The 18022-nt window shown below is 60.9% G+C and carries 15 protein-coding genes and 1 pseudogene; 2 read left to right on the top strand and 14 right to left on the bottom strand.

Features of this window, described 5'->3' with window-relative positions; genetic code table 11:
• Window positions 1-5 precede the first annotated feature (5 nt).
• The 14 genes and pseudogenes from nuoL to KTAU_RS20315 all read right to left on the bottom strand — a co-directional run bounded on the left by nuoL (window position 6) and on the right by KTAU_RS20315 (window position 15525).
• On the bottom strand, window positions 6-2063 hold the full coding sequence (gene nuoL / locus KTAU_RS20380) for an NADH-quinone oxidoreductase subunit L (protein ID WP_151730078.1): 2058 nt from the start codon (window positions 2061-2063) through the stop codon (window positions 6-8).
• A gap of 4 nt (window positions 2064-2067) precedes the next feature.
• Window positions 2068-2376, bottom strand: a complete 309-nt coding sequence (gene nuoK, locus KTAU_RS20375) for an NADH-quinone oxidoreductase subunit NuoK (protein WP_228026561.1) — start codon at window positions 2374-2376, stop codon at window positions 2068-2070.
• Window positions 2377-2419: 43 nt separating this feature from the next.
• A complete protein-coding gene (locus tag KTAU_RS20370; protein ID WP_112431690.1) occupies window positions 2420-2956 on the bottom strand; it encodes an NADH-quinone oxidoreductase subunit J family protein in 537 nt (178 codons plus the stop codon).
• Window positions 2953-3609 (bottom strand): annotated as a pseudogene (gene nuoI, locus KTAU_RS20365) (NADH-quinone oxidoreductase subunit NuoI); the annotation flags it as partial. The pseudogene nuoI and the gene KTAU_RS20370, both read right to left, overlap by 4 nt.
• A gap of 205 nt (window positions 3610-3814) precedes the next feature.
• Window positions 3815-5086, bottom strand: coding sequence for an NADH-quinone oxidoreductase subunit NuoH (nuoH, locus tag KTAU_RS20360; RefSeq protein WP_151730076.1), 1272 nt, complete (start codon window positions 5084-5086; stop codon window positions 3815-3817).
• Window positions 5079-7247 (bottom strand): NADH-quinone oxidoreductase subunit NuoG, encoded by a 2169-nt coding sequence (gene nuoG, locus KTAU_RS20355; RefSeq protein ID WP_151730075.1) that lies wholly within the window; start codon window positions 7245-7247, stop codon window positions 5079-5081. Before nuoG ends, nuoH begins: the two co-directional genes overlap by 8 nt.
• A gap of 59 nt (window positions 7248-7306) precedes the next feature.
• Complete coding sequence (nuoF, locus tag KTAU_RS20350) at window positions 7307-8605, bottom strand: NADH-quinone oxidoreductase subunit NuoF (RefSeq protein WP_151730074.1); 1299 nt, start codon at window positions 8603-8605, stop codon at window positions 7307-7309.
• A 44-nt stretch (window positions 8606-8649) separates the two neighbouring features.
• Window positions 8650-9174 (bottom strand): NADH-quinone oxidoreductase subunit NuoE, encoded by a 525-nt coding sequence (nuoE, locus tag KTAU_RS20345; protein WP_151730073.1) that lies wholly within the window; start codon window positions 9172-9174, stop codon window positions 8650-8652.
• On the bottom strand, window positions 9171-10331 hold the full coding sequence (gene nuoD / locus KTAU_RS20340) for an NADH dehydrogenase (quinone) subunit D (protein ID WP_353739787.1): 1161 nt from the start codon (window positions 10329-10331) through the stop codon (window positions 9171-9173). Before nuoD ends, nuoE begins: the two co-directional genes overlap by 4 nt.
• 676 nt (window positions 10332-11007) lie before the next feature.
• Window positions 11008-11625 carry an NADH-quinone oxidoreductase subunit C gene (locus KTAU_RS20335; RefSeq protein WP_151730071.1) on the bottom strand — a complete coding sequence of 206 codons (618 nt, stop codon included), beginning with the start codon at window positions 11623-11625 and terminating at the stop codon, window positions 11008-11010.
• Between the two features lie 177 nt (window positions 11626-11802).
• Window positions 11803-12327, bottom strand: a complete 525-nt coding sequence (locus KTAU_RS20330) for an NADH-quinone oxidoreductase subunit B (RefSeq protein WP_174844084.1) — start codon at window positions 12325-12327, stop codon at window positions 11803-11805.
• 68 nt (window positions 12328-12395) lie between these two features.
• Window positions 12396-12752, bottom strand: a complete 357-nt coding sequence (locus KTAU_RS20325) for an NADH-quinone oxidoreductase subunit A (RefSeq protein WP_112431675.1) — start codon at window positions 12750-12752, stop codon at window positions 12396-12398.
• A gap of 382 nt (window positions 12753-13134) precedes the next feature.
• Window positions 13135-13986, bottom strand: a complete 852-nt coding sequence (locus KTAU_RS20320) for a sulfurtransferase (RefSeq protein ID WP_151730070.1) — start codon at window positions 13984-13986, stop codon at window positions 13135-13137.
• A 297-nt stretch (window positions 13987-14283) separates the two neighbouring features.
• Window positions 14284-15525 (bottom strand): Gmad2 immunoglobulin-like domain-containing protein, encoded by a 1242-nt coding sequence (locus tag KTAU_RS20315; protein ID WP_170293459.1) that lies wholly within the window; start codon window positions 15523-15525, stop codon window positions 14284-14286.
• A 597-nt stretch (window positions 15526-16122) separates the two neighbouring features.
• Between KTAU_RS20315 and KTAU_RS20310 the strand changes: the two genes are divergently transcribed.
• Complete coding sequence (locus tag KTAU_RS20310; protein ID WP_151730068.1) at window positions 16123-16398, top strand: helix-turn-helix domain-containing protein; 276 nt, start codon at window positions 16123-16125, stop codon at window positions 16396-16398.
• Window positions 16399-16813: 415 nt separating this feature from the next.
• Window positions 16814-17983 (top strand): ABC transporter ATP-binding protein, encoded by a 1170-nt coding sequence (locus KTAU_RS20305; RefSeq protein WP_170293458.1) that lies wholly within the window; start codon window positions 16814-16816, stop codon window positions 17981-17983.
• Window positions 17984-18022 lie beyond the last annotated feature (39 nt).

Genomic DNA, 18022 nt, shown 5'->3' with positions numbered 1-18022 from the left:
CCGGCTTACCCCCTCACGACATAGTAGAGAATAATCAGTACCACGCCGATCAAGATCGCCAGCGCATAGTTACGCACATAGCCAGTCTGCAGGCGGCGTCCAGCTGCACTCAGCAGGCTGAAAGCTCTTCCCACCAGCCGGCTGCCCCCATCCAGCAGCCCACCCTCCAACAGGGCCGAAGCCTGACGTCCCAGCCACAGCAAGGGATTGATCAGGAGCGCAACGCCGATCTCGTCAACATAGTACTTGTTGTAGGCCAGGCGATAGAAAGGATTGCGGCTCTCCTTGTAGACAAAGCCCTGACCGTAGCGCCGCCAGGCGATCAGCAGCCCAAGCAGAGCAAAGATCAGGCTGGCCCCGGTCGAGAGCCAGAGCAGAGGTAGATTGCCCTCCGGCGCGCTGCCCAGCACAGGCTCTAAGAAAGTATTCAGCGGCTGCCAGCGGCTGTAATTGAAGAGCGCAAAGGAACCGACCAGGCCACCGATCGTCGACAGAATTGCCAGAATGACCAGAGGCACTGTCATCACCGCTGGCGCCTCATAGATCTCATAGAGGGCTGACTCCCCGCGACGGCGCCGCCCTGCCGCCGTGATCACCTCTTCCTCCTCTTCCTCTTCCTCCTCATCAGAACCAGCGTGCCCGTGTTTCAACGGGCCAGCCCCCCGATAGCTGCCCATGAAGATCCCATAGAAGAGGCGGAACATATAGAGAGCCGTCAGGCCGGCGGTCAGCACGCCCAGGCCCCACAGGCCGTAGTACAGGTAGCGCACAGCCCCGCCCACGCTGGTCGCCTGGGTCAAGAGGGCACCCAGAATATCATCTTTGCTCCAGAAGCCGGCAAAGGGCGGAATCCCGCTGATCGCCAGTACGGCAATCAGGAAGGTCCAGAAGGTAATGCGCATGCGGTAGCGCAGGCCCCCCATCTCGCGCATATCCTGCTCGCCGCCCAGGGCATGAATCACGGCTCCCGCTCCCAGGAAGAGCAGGGCCTTGAAATAGGCATGGGTCGTCAAGTGGAAAATGCCCGCGCTATAACTTCCCGCACTCTCACCCATGAACATATAGCCGAGCTGGCTGATGGTTGAATAGGCCAGCACCCGCTTGATATCGAGCTGCGTCAGGGCAATGGTCGCCGCAAAGAGGGCCGTCAAGCCTCCGATCGCGCCCACAATCGGCAGGGCATAAGGAGAGAGCGTAAAGAGCACATGCGTGCGTGCCACCAGATAGACGCCGGCGGTCACCATTGTCGCCGCATGGATCAAGGCGCTGACCGGCGTTGGGCCTTCCATCGCATCCGGCAGCCACATATAGAGCGGCAACTGGGCCGACTTCGCCGCGCAGGCCACAAAGAGCAGTAGAGGAATCGCCAGCGAGACCAGCGAGCCAAGCTGCTGGCAGGAGGCCGCCGTCAGCACCCCGTAGCCGCTGGTGCCCGGAATACAGTTCGGGCCGCCGTAGCCATAGTCGACCGTATTGAGGTGCTTGAACAGCAAGAAGATGGCCAGCATCAGGCCGAAGTCGCCGATCACATTGATGACCAGCGCCTTGCGCGCGGCAGCCGTGGCCGCCGGACGCTGGTACCAGAAGCCGATTAACAGGAAGGAAGCCAGGCCCACCAGGCCCCAACCCACCAGCAGGAAGAGCAGATTATCCGCGCTCACCAGCAACGTCATCGCAAAGATGAAGAAGTTCATATAAGAGAAGAAGCGCCAGAAGCCCGGATCATCCGCCATATAGCCCGCCGAATAAATATGGATCAAGAGGCCGACCCCGGTGATCACCAGCAGCATCGTTGCCGAGAGCGGATCAAGCAAGAGGCCAAAGTGGACCTGCAGGTCGCCGGCGATCGCCCAGGTATAGACCGATGCATCGCTCACGCGCTGGCTATCCGGGTGGACACCCAGCAGCGACAGAAAGGCGCTCAAAGCGAACAGGAAAGAGAGGGCGACCGTGCCCCAGGCAACGGTCAGAATCGCCGAGCGCGGCAAGGTCCTGCCAAGCAGCCCCAGGATGATGAAGCCCAGCAGCGGCGGGATCAGCACCCAGAGAAGAAGACTTGCCATCGCGTTACCCTCGCAGCAGGTTCATCTCGTCCACGTCGATATTACGCCGTGTTCGGAAGATCGAGACGATGATCGCCAGCCCGACCACCACCTCAGCGGCGGCCACCGTGAGCACGATAAAGACAAAAATCTGGCCATCCGCCGAATCCAGATAGCTTGAGAGCGTGACAAAGGCCAGATTGACCGCGTTAAGCATGAGTTCTATCGACATAAAGATAATGAGCGGATTGCGCCGCACCAGAACGCCAATGGTGCCAATGGTGAAGAGCAATGCGCTCACAATCAGATACCAGGATACCGGTATCGTTGTCATCGTTGTCAGCCTCCTCGCCGCGCCGCGCCTTCTTCTCTTCTCATCAGGCCTTCCGCCCAAGGACCAGGGCCCCCAGGATCGCCACGACGATGACCAGGCTGGTCACCTCGAAGGCGAAGGAGAAGCCATGGAAGAGTGCCTGGCCGAAGGCTTGAATATTGCCCTGCTGTGCCACAACCTGGGAGAGCGCCTCGGAGCCATGCGCGCGCGCCGCCTCATTGAGCGGCGTCCCGCTGAGCAGCAGATAGCTCAGCGCCCCCACCAGGACCAGACCCAGCACCGCCGCCACCCCCCGCTGCCAGGGCAGCCGGTCCTGGAGATCGGGGTCGCGCGGGTCGGCGGCCAGCATCGTCACCACGAAGAGGAAGAGCACCATAATGGCGCCGGCATAAATCAAGATCTGCACAATAGCGATAAACATGGCCCCGAGCTGTAGATAGAACATGGCCAGAAAGAGCAGAGTTAAAATCAGGCTCAGGGCACTGTAGACCGCGTTGCGGAAGAGAATCACGCCCAGGGCCGAGGCCACGCTCGCCACGGCCAGCACAAAAAAGGAGATGATCAGCGCCGGTCCGCTCATGGTCGCCTCTCCTCCTCCTCCTCGTGCAAGAACTTGCGCCGATCTTCGTCCTGCTCCTCGTTGCGCAGCAGAACCTTCGGGTCCGTCTGGCTATCGCCCAGCCCCACCGCCGCCGCGCTGGCCTGCAATCCATCAAAGACATGGGTCTGCTGCGGCACCGGCTGCGGAGCCTCCTCGGCTGGCGGTGGAGGATCAAACCAGTAGGCCGCTGAGCCAACTGTTGCCTGCCCAAGCGGCTCTAGCAGCTGCTCCTTGTGGTAGACCATATCCTCGGGATAGTAGGCCGCCAGCTTGTACTCGCGCTCCAGGGTGATGGCTCCCGTCGGACAGGCAGCCTCGCAGTAGCCACAGAAGATACAGCGCAGCAGGTTAACGTCAAACACCTTAGCATAGCGCTCGCCTGGCGAGACGCGATGCTCTTCGGTGTTCTCTTCAGCCTCGATGTAGATGGCATCGGCGGGACAGGCGCCCGCGCAGAGGAAGCAGCCGACACAGCGCTCCAGCCCGTTCGGATAACGGTGCAAAACATGGCGCCCGCGAAAGCGCGGCGGTAGCTCGCGCTCCTGCTCCGGGAAGGAGACCGTAGTCGGCTTACGCCCCATATTTTTCAGGGTGGTGGCTAACCCTTTGAGAATATCTAGCGACATGATTTCTCTCGCTGCCTCCGTGAGACGTCTTTGCCTCGTCTCTTCACTCTCTCACTCTCTCACTCTCACTCGCAGGCTTCGAAGGAGCTGCCAGGCTCCCCTATCTCCTGCCTCTTTCAGCTCATCTCCTCACACCCTCCCCTCTTCACGCCTGGCAACTCCCGAGCCCCTCTCTGCTCTTCTTTACCGGGTCGGTCCGCTGCTCGCCGCTTCAGACCTGGACGCGGCCATCCTGCAGCAGGGCCTGTTGTCTCTCAACGCCCGCCACCGCCGTCTCGCCGCCATTGACCAGTCCCAGTTCAGGCTCGATCGACTTCACCAGGCGCACCGAAGGAGGCAACAGCTCAGCCCCGGTTTTGCTAATGGCAAAGCGCGTCTGGCGACTGCGCTGCCAGGTAATAGCCAGCACAGCCACAATGATCGCCAGGCCGATCAGGCCATTGACCCACCACGGCAGACCCAGAGCCACGCAGGCTGCGGTCACCACCGCGTTCAGAACCGCCAGCGGTAGCAGGAACTGCCATCCCAGGCGCATCAAGCGGTCGTAGCGAATGCGCGGCAGCGTGGCGCGCAACCAGATAAAGAGGAAGAGGAAAAAGGCCACCTTGACCGCGAAGATCACGATCGAAAGCCCCGGAATGCGCTCCAGCCCGAAGAAGCTCCAGCCACCAAAGAAGAGGGTTGTCGCCACCGAGCTGACCGTGATCATATTGATATACTCGGCCATCTGATAGAGGCTCCAGCGCAGGCCGCTGTACTCCGTCAGGTAGCCGGCGGTCAGCTCCTGCTCGGCCTCCGGCAGATCGAACGGGGCGCGGTTGACCTCAGCCACGGCGGCAATGATGTAGATCAGGAAGCCAAGGGGCTGAGCCACAATGAACCAGATCCCCTGACCCTGCAGTGTCTGCTGCCGGACAATACTGACCATGCTCAGGGTGCCGGCCCACATCAGTGTACCACTGAGGGCAAGCCCCAGGCTGGTCTCATAGGAAATCATCTGAGCCGCGCTGCGCAGCGAGCCGAGCAGCGAATAGCGGTTGCCCGAGGACCAGCCGCCGAGCACGATGCCGTAGACTGCCAGCGATGAGATCGAGAGAATCCAGAGCAGGCCAACGTTGATATCGCCAACCCACGGGTCCCAGACGCTTGGGTGGCCTGGCGTCCAGCTATTGCCGATCGGCACCACGGCGAAAGCGCTGAGGGCTACCACGACCGAGATCACCGGCGCGATCAAGTAGATGGCCTTGTATGCCTGGGCTGGAATGATCTGCTCCTTGAAGGCCATCTTGATAGCGTCGGCCAGCGGCTGCAAGGCCCCAAAGGGGCCGGCGCGATTCGGCCCCAGGCGTCCCTGAATGCGCGCGACGACCCGCCGCTCGATCCACGTCATGTAGGCGAAGATCGTCAACAGGATGACGATTAGAATGGCACTCTTGACAAGCGAGGCGACAACGAGCAGCCAGGTAGGGGTAGTATCAGGCATGGGCCACCTCCACTTCGCCCGTGCGCACACCCTGCAGGCCCAGACCCTCCCAGGTCAGGCCCTGGTAGAGCGGATGCTGGGCCGCAATCTCCAGGAGCACATCCTCGGGCCCCTCATAGCTCCAGGGGTGGCCAAGCAGAGCCGCCAGATCCATCAGGATCTCCCAGTCGGCCCGCGCTCCCGGTAGAGGTCGCAAAGCCCGGCGAATGGCCTGCACATGGTGGTCGACGTTGGTCATGCTGCCGTCCTTCTCGGCGTAGCTCAGGGCCGGCAGGACCACATCGGCCTGCTGAGCCGACTCGGTCAGCAGGATCTCCTGGACGACAATGAACTCCTTACCCCGGCGTAGATTGCCATCGGCCAGATGGCGCGCCGGATTGGCTCCCATGATGTAGAGAGCTTTGACCGCATCGCTGGTGAGCATCTCCTGATAGCTCAGACCCGCCGGCGAGGCCGGGCGATAGCCAGGCAGACTATCGGGTAGCAGACCCATGTCACGCGCCCCCAGCGAATTGGCATCTTCGAAGAGCGGTCCCACGCCGGCGCCAGGCCGGTCGATATTGCCGGTAATCACCGCCAGGGCCTGCAGGTCAGGGGCCAGGTTAGCACAGCCAGGAGCCAGCGTAGCCATCTCATCGTAGAGGATGAGGGCTGCCGGCGCCGCTGCGATCTCGCGCGCCAGCTCGCGCAGGGCAGCAGTCGTCTCGGCACCACAAAGCGCCTCGGCCTGTCGCGTCTCCTGGGGCGTTCCCAGAACGCGGGTCCGCACTTCCTCGCTCGGGTTGCGCAGATTCTCCTGGCGCAGAGCGGCCTCCAGCAGCAGGCGCGCCGCCGCTCCCGCTCCGTGCTGCGGCAGACGAATGACTCGCGTCGCCAGGCGATCCAGCTCGGTCGGGCTTTCGTTGACAACGTAAATTCTGGCTCCGGCCTTGAGGGCCTTCTTGATGCGCAGGTTCAGAATGGGCTGGCGCTCGTAGGGATCGGAGGCCACCAGGACAATATGCGAGGCTCGTTCAAAGTCGGCGATGGCCGTCGTCAGCATCCAGGGGCGCTCGGTGAGCGGATCGCGCAGACCCGGGAAGAAGCCATGATGGTGATCGACGTTGGGCGTGCCCAGAGCCTCGCGCAGCAGCTTCTGGAAGAGATAGGCCTCCTCATTGGTGGTGCGCGTTGAGCCAATACCGCCGATGGCGCTGGCGCCATAACGCTCCTTGATAGTGCGCAGGCGCTCGGCGATCATCCCCAGAGCTTCGCCCCAGCCCGCCGGCTCAAGGACTCCGCCCGGCTGCCGACGCACCAGCGGCGTGCGCAGACGCTGCGCATCGTTGACATAATCGAAGTCCCAGCGCCCGCGGTCGCACAGCCAGCCGTCATCGATATCATCGTTGCAGCGCGACATCTGGCGCATGATCTTGTCGACGCGCACATCGATGCGCACGTTGCAGCCCACGCTGCAGTTATTGCAGACACTGGGGATGCGCTTCAGCTCCCAGGGGCGGGCCTTAAAGCGATACTTCGCCGAGGTCAGGGCGCCGACCGGACAGATCTCCACGGTGTTGCCCGAGAAGATCGAATCGAAAGCCTGGCCCGGAGCCGTACCGACCTCCATGCGATAGCCGCGGTTGATCATGACCAGGCCGTTATCCATCGAAATCTCGGAGCAGAAGCGCGTGCAGCGCTGGCAGAGAATGCAGCGCTCGCGATCGAGCAGTACGCGATCGCTGACCGGAATCGGCTTCGGATAATGACGCTTGCGCAGATCGAAGCGCGTCGCCCCCGGACCGTGGCGCAGGGTGAAATCCTGCAGATCGCACTCGCCACCCTTATCGCAGATCGGGCAGTCCAGCGGGTGGTTGATCAGCAGGAACTCCAGCGTACCACGACGCGCCTTGAGCACCTTTTCCGTCTTCGTATGGACGACCATGCCCTCGCTGACCGGCGTCGTGCAGGCCGTCTGCGGGGGCTTGGGCATCTTCTCGATCTCGACAAAGCACATGCGACAGGCCCCAAGCGGGGGCATCTTGGGATGATAACAATAGATAGGGATTTCGATGCCCGCCTGCTTTGCCGCCGCCCAGACCAGCGTCCCGGGGGGGACGGCCACCGGAATACCATCGATAGTCAGATGGACAAGTCCGTCGTTTTTTGCCTCTTCAGCCATAGCTTTTTCTATCCTTCACGCAGGAACGCCGCCCACAAGCCACTGCCAGCCACGCCAGCCTAGAGCGCGGCAGCAGCCGGCTTGCGCGCCTTCGGTCCTACCATGCAGCATCCCTCGCGCACGTGATATTCGTACTCCTCGCGGAACAGCTTGATACTGCTCGTGATCGAAGAGGTCGCTGCATCGCCCAGCGGGCAGAATGACTTGCCGCTGATGTTATCGCAAATATCCAGCAAGAGATCGATATCGCTCATTTTCCCATGGCCGTGCTCGATACGCTCTAGTAGCTGCACCAGCCAATAGGTGCCCTCGCGGCAGGGCGTGCACTTTCCGCAGGACTCATCGCGATAGAACTCGGTCATCCTCAGGACGGCATCGACGATGCAGGTATCCTCATGCATCACAATGACGCCGCCGGAGCCGAGCATCGAGCCAGCCGCCGCCACCGACTCGAAGTCCAGGGGAGTATCGATCTTATCGGCCCCCAGGATGAAGGTTGAGGAGCCGCCGGGGATCACCGCCTTGAGCTGCTTGTCGCCGAGGATGCCGCCGCCGTACTGCTCGTCGTAGATCAGGGTACGCAGGGGCGTCCCCAGGGGCAGCTCATAGTTGCCCGGCTTCTTGACATGGCCGCTCAGGCAGAAGATGCGCGTCCCCTTGCTCTTCTCCGTGCCGAAGGAGGCGTACCAGTCGGCCCCGTTGCGCACAATGGCGGGCACCGTCGAGAGGGTCTCACAGTTATTGATCACCGTTGGCCCGCCGTAGAGGCCGACCGCCGCCGGGAAGGGCGGCTTGAGACGAGGATAGCCACGGCGCCCCTCCAGCGACTCCATCAGCGCACTCTCCTCGCCGCAGATATAGGCCCCGGCTCCGCGGTGAACGATCACGTCCAGGCTATAGCCGCTGCCCAGGATATTCTTGCCGATGTAGCCGGCGGCATAAGCTTCATCGACCGCCCGCTGCACCTGGCGGGCAGCGTAGGCCAGCTCGCCGCGCACATAGATAAAGGCCGTCGAGACGCGGCAGGCATAGCTGGTAATAATGACCCCCTCGACCAGCTGATGGGGATTCTTCTCCATCAGCATGCGATCCTTGAAGGTGCCTGGCTCGCTTTCATCGCAGTTGCAGCAGAGATAACGCGGCTCGTTCTTGGCCAGAAAGCCCCACTTCATGCCGGTTGGGAAACCAGCTCCGCCGCGTCCACGCAGACCAGACTTCTTGACCAGCTCAACGATCTCCTCGGGCTGGTATTCGCGCAGCGCCTTCTCCAGGGCTTCATAGCCACCGTACTGGCGGTAGACGCTGAGGCGATCGATACCGGGTACATCGATATGTTTCGTGATAATCAGCTCTGGCATAGCACGCTTCCTTCACTCCAGCACAACATAGGCCAGCACGTCCGTCAGCAGCCGCCGGCGCCTGCTGGGCTCCGACCCTGGCTCTGGCCCTCAGCCTGAAACTCAGCTTCCCACTGATCCACCAGGCGATCGACCAGCTCAGGCGTCAGATTCTCGACGAACTCATCGTTGACCTGGAGCACCGGGGCTGTGCCACAGGAGGCCAGGCACTCCACCGTCAACAGGGTATAGCGGCCATCTGGACTGGTCTCGCCTCGCTTGATACGCAGGCGGCGCTCGAGCTGCTCGATCAGCGCGTCGCAGCCACGCAGGTAGCAGGAAATGCTATTGCAGACCTTGATGACCTTCTTGCCGGGCGGGCGCTGATAGTACATTGTATAGAAGGTGGCGACGCTCTCGACATCGTCGACCGTCATGTTCAAGACCTCCGCCACCGCCTCCAGGGCCGCGCGGGAGACGTAGCCTTCCTCGGCCTGCGCAATGTAGAGCGCCGGCATCACGGCGGAGCGGGCCACCGGATAGCGAGCCGCCAGCTCGCGCATGCGCTGCTTCGCCTGTTCTGAAATCATCGATCAACCTCACCGAGCACAATATCGATGCTCCCGATGGCAGCCACCACGTCCGAGAGCAGGTTTCCCTGAATCATCTTTGGCAGCGCCTGCAGATTCGCAAAGGAAGGCGCGCGCACATGCATGCGGTAGGGTCGGGCCGAACCATCACTGACGATAAAGAAACCCAGCTCGCCCTTGGGCGACTCTGTGCGCACATAGACCTCGCCGGCGGGCGGACGATAGCCCTCGGTGTAAAGCTTGAAGTGATGGATCAGCGCCTCCATGCTGCCGGTGATCTGCCACTTGGGCGGCGGCGCCACCTTCGGATTGGCCACGCGATAGCGACCGGGCGGCATGCCCTCCAGGGCCTGATTGACAATGCGCAGGCTCTGCTCCATCTCCAGCATGCGCACCATGTAGCGGTCGTAAACGTCGCCGTTGCTGCCGACCGGGATCTCAAAGTCGAACTGGTCGTAGCCGCTGTAGGGAAAGGCTTTGCGGATGTCCCAGGCAATGCCGCTGCCGCGCAGGGTTGGGCCGCTAGTGGCATAGGCAATGGCATCCTCCTTGCTCAAGACTGCCACTCCTTTGGTACGCTCCAGCCAGAGCGGGTTATTGGTCAGCAGATCATGATACTCAGCCAGACGATCGGGGAAGACGCGCGTGAAGGCACGGACCTTCTCGTCGAAACCAGGCGGCAAATCGGCCTGCAGGCCGCCAGGGCAGATATAGCTGGTCATCATGCGTACGCCCGAGACATACTCAAAGACATCCAGGATCAGCTCGCGCTCGCGGAAGCAGTAGAGGAAGACGCTCATCGCTCCCAGGTCGAGCGCACTGGTGCCCAGCCAGACCAGGTGGCTGGCGATGCGCTGCAGCTCAGCCAGCAGTACACGTGCATATTTAATTTTATCGGTGATTTCGTCCTCGATCCCCAGCAACTTCTCTACCGCCAGCGAATAGCCCAGGTTATTGCACAGCGGGGCCAGATAGTCCATGCGATCTGTCAGCACCAGGGCCTGATGGTAGGACTTCGACTCGGCGGTCTTCTCGATGCCGGTATGCAAATAGCCAATATCCGGCTCAGCCTTGACCACCGTTTCGCCCTCGATGGTCAGCAGCAGGCGAAGCACACCGTGAGTACTCGGGTGCTGCGGCCCCATATTGATGGTCATGGTATCCTGGCGCTGACCGCTCTCGGTTACCTGGCCTTCTTCGATGGTATAGCGCGTTTCTAGCTCCTGTTGCATAAGCAAGCCCTCATCGCTGCATGTCAGCCGTTGCACTTCTGAAGCAAGCGGATCAACCAGCAAAAGCGCGCCCAGATCCTGCCCTGCTTGCACTGCACCAACCAGCTCAGGCCCTGCCTGAAACCGGGGCAGCGCTCGCTCTCTGCCGCTCTCGTCGCTTGCACGGCTCTGACCGACCAGAGTCGTCGCTATCCTTCTTCATCTTTTTTTATCTTTCCGTATTGTATTGGTCCTCCCCCTTCCGCCTGCGCACTCGCTCAGGCAGAGGCTCCGACGCTGCACTGCACAGCAGTCCGCCCTGCGATCGTCTCTGCGCTTGGTAAGCAGCGCACAGAGATCAAACTGACAGAGAGCGCGAGCTGAAGCAGGTCAGGCCCGTCCCTGTGCGCATTCAACAGGCAAGAAGGCAAGCAGACTACAGCTTCCACGCCCATACGATTCCCGTAGCTGAGGGGCGGGAAGCCAGCCTTGTTGCTCCCTCTTCTCTCTTCTATCCATCCATCCATCCACCCACTCCCACGTCCGGCGGACGGAGGAAGAGCGGACCAGCCAGGCAGGCAGAGCAGCAGAGCAGATCAGGCAAAAGCAGCCGGTAAAGTGCTCACGCTCGCGGGGTACCCGGCTCTGGGTTCGTAGTAAAGGCGCTGCGACTCTCGTTCAGCTCGCGGCCCTGGGGAGTACGGAGGGTCTGGCGGCCAACGCCGGGGTCCACGTCGTAGGGAACCTGACCGCCCCAGTGTGGTTCAGGCAGATCGAAGCCGGTCAGCGGATAATCCTTGCGCAACGGGTGAGTGGTCCAGTTGCTCGGCATCAGAATGCGGCGCAGGTCGGGATGATGAGTAAAGATGATGCCAAACAGATCATAGACCTCGCGCTCATACCAGTTCGCCGCCGGCCAGACACCGGTCACCGATGGCACCTGGGGATGCTCCTCACGCTTGCCACCCACGCGCACCTTGAGCGCGAGCGTGCTGCGCCGCGGCAGCGAGAGCAACTGATACACCACATCGTAGCGGGGCACGCGCTCCAGCCAGTCGACAGCGGTGATCGTTGAGAGAAAGGTATACTGATGGTGCCGCTTAAGATAGTCACAGACAGCGACCAGGTGCTCGGTGGTCAGGACGACCGTCAGCTCACCACGGTGCTCGACGGTTTCCACCACCGCCTGGGGGAAATGCTCGCGTAGGGCTGCTACGGCAGCCTCGGCAAATGTATCCATGATCGCTCTTTCTTTCGCCTCGCTTTCCCCGCACTGCTCCCATTCTCCCGCTCCACCCCTCTACCTACGCGCCTTGCTCTCTTTCTCGCCCTCGCGGCGCTCCCGCCTCCCGCCGGCTCCGAGCTGCCAGGCGAGTAGCGAGCGAAGAGCGAACCAGGGAGGAGCGGTCTCCCTCTCTCAGCCTGGCCGCTCCTCGGTGGGGCCAAGCAGTTTCAGGCCGCTCTCCTTGAGCGGGTCGGGAGGATTCGGGATGCCTTCGCGAATCTTACGCTGCAGCTCGTTAAAGCCATAGAGCAGCATATCGGGCGTGGGCGGGCAGCCCGGGATGTAGACATCGACCGGGACAATCTTATCCACACCCTGGACAATAGCATAGTTGTTGAAGACGCCGCCGCAGGAAGCACAAGCCCCCATCGCAATCACCCACTTGGGTTCAGGCATCTGATCGTAGATCTGGCGCAGCACAGGGGCCATCTTGATCGAGCAGCGGCCCGCGACGATCATCAGGTCGGCCTGGCGCGGCGAGGCCCGATAGACCTCGGCCCCAAAGCGCGCAATGTCAAAGCGGTCGGCGCTGGTGGCCATCATCTCGATGGCGCAGCAGGCTAGCCCGAAAAGCGCCGGCCACAGCGATGAGCTTCGCCCCCACTCGATAAGCTTGCTGACCTGCGTCGTCAAAATGCCAAATTCGCCAGTGCGCATCGGCAACTGGCGCGGACGACGCGGCGTCTGCGTGTTGGAAAAGGTCTGTACCGGTTCCCAGGGATTGGTTATTCCCATGTGAATGCCCCTTTTCGCCAGACGTAAATGTAGCCGATCATCAGGATCACGAAGAAGATGAGCAGCTCGATCAGGCCCAGCGTCTTCAGCTGATCCTTTAAGAGGACGGCCAGGGGATACAATGAGACAATTTCAATATCAAAGGCAATAAAAAGCATCCCTGTCAGGAGATATTTGACAGGAAAGCGCCGCTTCGGCGCCTGAATCTCCTGTATGCCACATTCATAGGGCGCCAGCTTCTCCGGTGTCGGCTTCTTCGGCCCCAGAATCGCTGTGGCCGCCATGACCAGCAGGCCAAAGAGGAGCGCCAGCGCCACCATGAGAAAAATGGGGAGAGGATCGCCCATCGTGGATATCCTTTATTTTCGGTAAATACTCTGCGCGTTGTCACGGGTACCGGCGCTGGTACCTGGTGTCATTTATACACTACTTCAGTTTGTATGGTAGCACAGCATGTCCAGGCTGTCAAACACTTAGACCGGTGCTAGCCGGCTCGCTGCGCCGCGCCCGCTCCCGCTGCCACTTCTTCCCATTGCTATGATGACAGAAGGAACAATAAGTGAATGGAAAGACTTTTCTTCCCTCAATCGAGGGCAAAGGGAGACGAGGAGAGGCAACGGAGAAGAGAAAAAGGTGGGGCCGCGGTGAGACCGCCACCAGGCTGCGACGGACCCCCCACGGCCCCGGCTCTGGATACAGGAGGGACGTGTGTTAGCTGTTTGTCTGGCCTTATTTTTCGATGGGCACGCCGATCAGGCTCCCCCACTCGGTCCAGGAACCATCATAGTTGCGCACGTTGGGATAGCCCAGCAGGTAGCGTAGAGCGAACCAGGTGTGGCTGCTGCGCTCACCAATGCGGCAGTAAGCAATAACTTCTTTGTCCCCAGTGATGCCCTGACTTTCATAGATGGCACGCAGTTCGTCTGCAGACTTAAAGGTACCGTCCTCGCGCACCGCGCTGGCCCAGGGGATGTTTTTGGCGCCCGGAATATGTCCACCACGCTGGGCCCCTTCCTGCGGCAGGTTGGGCGGCGCCAGCAGCTCACCCTTGTATTCGCCAGGGGAGCGCACATCAACCAGGGCCACCTGGCTGTTCCCCAGTTTGCTAAGGACCTCATCGCGCAAGGCCCGGACCTCGCGATGCGGCTCCTCGGCCCGATACTCAGTACGTGGATAGCTCGGCACTTCGGTGGTCAGGGGCCGTTTCTCGGCTACCCACTTGGCTCGCCCTCCGTCCAGCAGGCGCACATCTTTGTGCCCGTAGTATGTGAGCAGCCAGAAGGCCCAGGCCGCAAACCAGTTGTTGTTGTCTCCGTAAAGCACAATCGTGGTGTCGTTACTAACACCCGCCCGGCTGAGCAGCTCCTCCAGCTGCTCCTTATTAATGGGCGCACGAATGACCTGGTCCTGCAGCTCCTTCTGCCAGTTGAAGCCAACGGCGCCGGGAATGTGACCCTGCTCATAAGCGCTGGTGTCAACATCCACTTCAATGAGGCGTACTTTGGGATCGTTGAGATGCGCCTCAACCCAGTCAGCATCTACCAGCACTTCTGGATGGGCATAGCCTTTGTTTTCTGCCATCAATCTCCTCCATGTTGCTGCCTGAAATATTTTTGATTTTGTTGAGCGACATACTCAACAAAGTCTCTTCTCTTATTAGTAACGGTCGAGGTGGCTTGTTTTATTCCAATCAATAGGGCAATCTGTTGCTACTCGGGGAGGAAGAGCTGACGGCTCGCGACTACCAGCAGCTGATCAGGCGGGAGAGCAATGGACAGGGCGCTTCTGGTCAAGCCGGGAGAGGAGTCAGGCCGCTGGCGCCGCGCCGCCCCGCTCCGCTCCTCTCCTCGTGGATCAGTCGGGAGTGCTCCTTATTTGTCAGGTGAGCAGCACTTTGACGAGAGTGCCTGTGGCGATCGAGCCATCGGCCTGGCTCGGCGTGGAGAGCATGAGCAAGCCCTCCTGGGCCCCAGCACTGAAGTCAGTCGTGTAGGTGAGGCTAGTCGAGAAGGTCGTGGAGCCATTACCACTGGCGCCACGCACCTGGGCCTGACCCACCTGGTCGTAGAGATGATCCAGTAGGCGTAAGCTACCAATGACGCCCTCAAAGGCGTTGCCTCTTCCCGTAACAGTCGTGGGACTGTGCAGCCGGGCCAGGGCGGCAGGGGCGCTGATGGAGAGCGTGGGACTGCTGACCTCGGTCACTTCCCAGATGCCTCCATTGGTGTTGGACTCCAGCCGGCTCATGCTGACGCGGATGGTGCCGCCACCAGGATGGGGACTCTTGACCTCGACGACGGCGTTGAGATCGTGCTGGCCACCGCCACTAATGAGGCGGGCCGGCGCATCCGCTCCCCAGTTGAAGAAGGCGGATGAGGCAGCCAGAGCCTGGGCCACTTTGACGGCGTCAAGCTTCCAGGGATCATGCCCCTGATTGACTGCCGCCTGATCAGCTTCGGCCTGATAGCGCGTCAGATCAGGGAAGAAGCCCGGAAAGGCGATTTGGACCAGGGTTTGCTGAGCATCAGACCATTTGAATTCTCGGAAAAGGTCACGCTGATAGTTGCCCGGGCCGCGTCCCCGGTTGAGGGCCGAGTTCTGGTCGACTTCGGCGGTGAGCACAGTATTGTAGCCGCTGATGACCGCATCGCCGTCATAGAGGTTGAGCAGTTCAAAGATCTGCTGCGGGTTGGGGTTGGCGATGTCGGTGTAGACGTGGACGTCAACAGCGTGCCCTCCCTGATGGGCCACGGTGACCAGGGCCTGCAGCTGCGGCGTGCCCATGAGGTTGCCACATTGGACGCGCGTGACGCTGGTAACGCCAGCAACGGCGTGGACGATGCCGCTCCAGTAGGCGGGCGACTGCACTGCTGTGGGACAGGGACGGGGACCAAGGAGGACCACCGGCGAGGCAGTGGGGGTCACACCCCCGGCTGCCGGGGTCCCGGCTCCAGCGGTCGGCGTGGCCTGGCTCCCTCCACCAAAAGGAGAGGCACAAGCTACCAGACTTAGACAGAACAACAGCAGAATGATGCTAAAGGCCGTGCTTCGATGGCAATGAGGCCAGGGTGATTGCTTCGGATCTCTGGGCCGCTTGGGCAGATGAAAGCGCTTCAGCATGGGCTTTCTCCTCGTGTAAGGGACTGCGCTCGTCCCCGCTGCAGGATTAGCATAACATGGCTCGACAAGAACAGCTGTGAGATAGCTCATATGAGCCATGTGAAGCTCCGTGAAACCGAAACCACCGCCGGCCTCCTCTGGTCAGCTGCCCCGCTGGCTGCTCCTCCTCGCTCCCCCTCTCTTCTGTCTCTCTTACCCGGTACCTTTCTCCCAATCTCACCCCCCCTACCGAATTACAGCCAAAATAGCCCTCCATAATAAGTTGAGAAACACTCACTCAGTGAGCCACTGAAGCCAGAACAGTAGAGCCGTGACTACACTAATAAAAAGATCGCTGCTCGCCCTTTGGTTCATCATCGAACTGCCGCGCTAAAACGCACTGTAAAAAACCCTCCGTCTGCTATAGGATTCCCCCATCACGATACCAAGTTGTCGTTTTCATGTGACAATTTGGTATCCACAATGTGAACAGCATTGTCATCAGGATGATGAACATCATGCCAGACTGGAACATATGTTTTAGTCATCCCACCTCCTGTATTCATTTTTATTTTAATATTGGCATTTGTAATTTTTACCTCCATAAGGAGGAAAAACATGAAAGATACAGAAGAAGTACTGAAGCGCTTTGGCCAAAGACTGCGGCAAAAGCGTCAGGAGCGTGGTTTCACACGCGAGAAATTTGTCGATCAGATGGACAAGTTTGCCAGTGAAAGTGGTCAGAGCCGGAAAGCACCGGATGTCAGCACCGTCGCTCGCTGGGAACGGGGAGAGCAATGCCCGCGAGAATCCCACCTGCGGTTGGTCTGCGGGGTGCTCCAGGTGACGCCGGAAGAGCTTGGCTATCCCAAACCCATCAGGCACCGGCCCTAGCGGTCTCTCTCGGTAGCCATAACAAAGCGGGAAGGGGCTGTTTGGCCCCTTCCCGCGAAGAGCGAGGGGAGCGTCCTGGGGGATCGGATCGGGCTGGTCGAGAGACGCGGGAGGCACAGGTTCAGGAGAGGAGAGAAGTGGCAGCGGCACACTGGACACTTCGGACGCTCCCTCTCTCTACTTTTCATTATCGGCTCATCTTCTCATTACAATAGGGCGATTCTTATCGATTTTCTTCGTTGAACCAGAAGAAAGTCAATATTGTGTCTCACACCACATGCATCTCCTGAAACCTTCCCTGCCAGAGGATCTGGCCTTCCACTCCGCCCACCCGCGTTCGCTGCTCTGCCCGCCGAGAACAAGGGAGCTGAAGGCTTGCAGAACAGCAGACCCTGGCCTATACTTACCTACAGGTATGTTGACCGCTACGTTCGAGGCTGATCTCGCGGGCCAGCCAGGCCGGCGCTCATCATCAGAGCAGGCGAGCCACTTTCACCTGCAGCTCACCTTGCAAGCGGAGGCTGGCCGCACCACTGTCTTACTCGGCGAGAGCGGGGCCGGCAAATCGACGGTTCTGCGCCTGCTGGCCGGCCTGCTGCGTCCTGCACGTGGGCAGATGATCCTTGACGGCGTCTGCTACTTCGATGGCGAGCGCGATATTTTTGTCCCTCCCCAGGAGCGGCCTATTGGCTACGTCTTCCAGGACTACCTGCTCTTTCCGCACCTGACGGTCTTTGAAAACATCGCCTTCGGACTGCGAGCCCAGGGCCTGCGTGGTCAGGAAGTGCGCCGGCGCACGGAGGCCGCCATCGAGCAGATGCGCCTCAGCGGCCTGGCCGCACGCCGCCCAGCTCAGCTCTCGGGGGGACAGCAACAGCGGGTTGCGCTGGCTCGCGCCCTCGTGCTGCAGCCACGCCTGCTCTTGCTCGACGAACCACTGGCCGCCCTCGATGTACAGACTCAGCGCGAGGTGCGCCAGGAGTTGCGCCGTCTGCTGGGCGAGATCGGGATTACGACGATCTTTGTGACCCATAACCACCTGGAGGCCCTGCTCTTCGGCGACCAGATCCTGGTCCTTGACAACGGCCAGGTCATCCAGCAAGGCAGCCGACGCGAGCTGTTGGAGCGTCCGCGCTCGGCTTACATCGCTGAGCTGGTGGGACTGAATTTCCTGCGCGGGCACCTGGTGGCTCGGGAGGCCAGCTCCCTCTGTACCCTGGCCATCAACAGCGGCAGCCGCCCCCTGCTGGTGAGCGCCGTTCTGGACGAGGGTGAGATAGCGCGCGCCAGCGATGCCCAGGAGGCGTGCGTGGTGATTGACCCCCGCAGCATTACGCTCTATCGCACGCCACCCGAAGGCTCAGCCCGCAACATCTTCTCCGGCGAAATTGTGCAGATCTTGCCGTTGAGCGCCGGCCATAGCCCGACTCACGATGGACGCGTGCGCGTGAGCATCGAGATCGATCCCACTCTCCCTCCTCTCACCGCTGAGATCACAGAAGAGTCGCTCCAGCGCCTGGAGCTGCAGGAGGGCAGCCAGATCTACGCCGGCTTCAAAGCGACCGAGGCCCGCGCTTATTTGTGATCTGAGCAGCCTCGGCAGCACCAGCCCAGTACCAGTAGC

The sequence above is a fragment of the Thermogemmatispora aurantia genome, assembly GCF_008974285.1.
Lineage (GTDB): Bacteria > Chloroflexota > Ktedonobacteria > Ktedonobacterales > Ktedonobacteraceae > Thermogemmatispora > Thermogemmatispora aurantia.
This window is presented reverse-complemented; position numbering and strand designations above follow the sequence as displayed.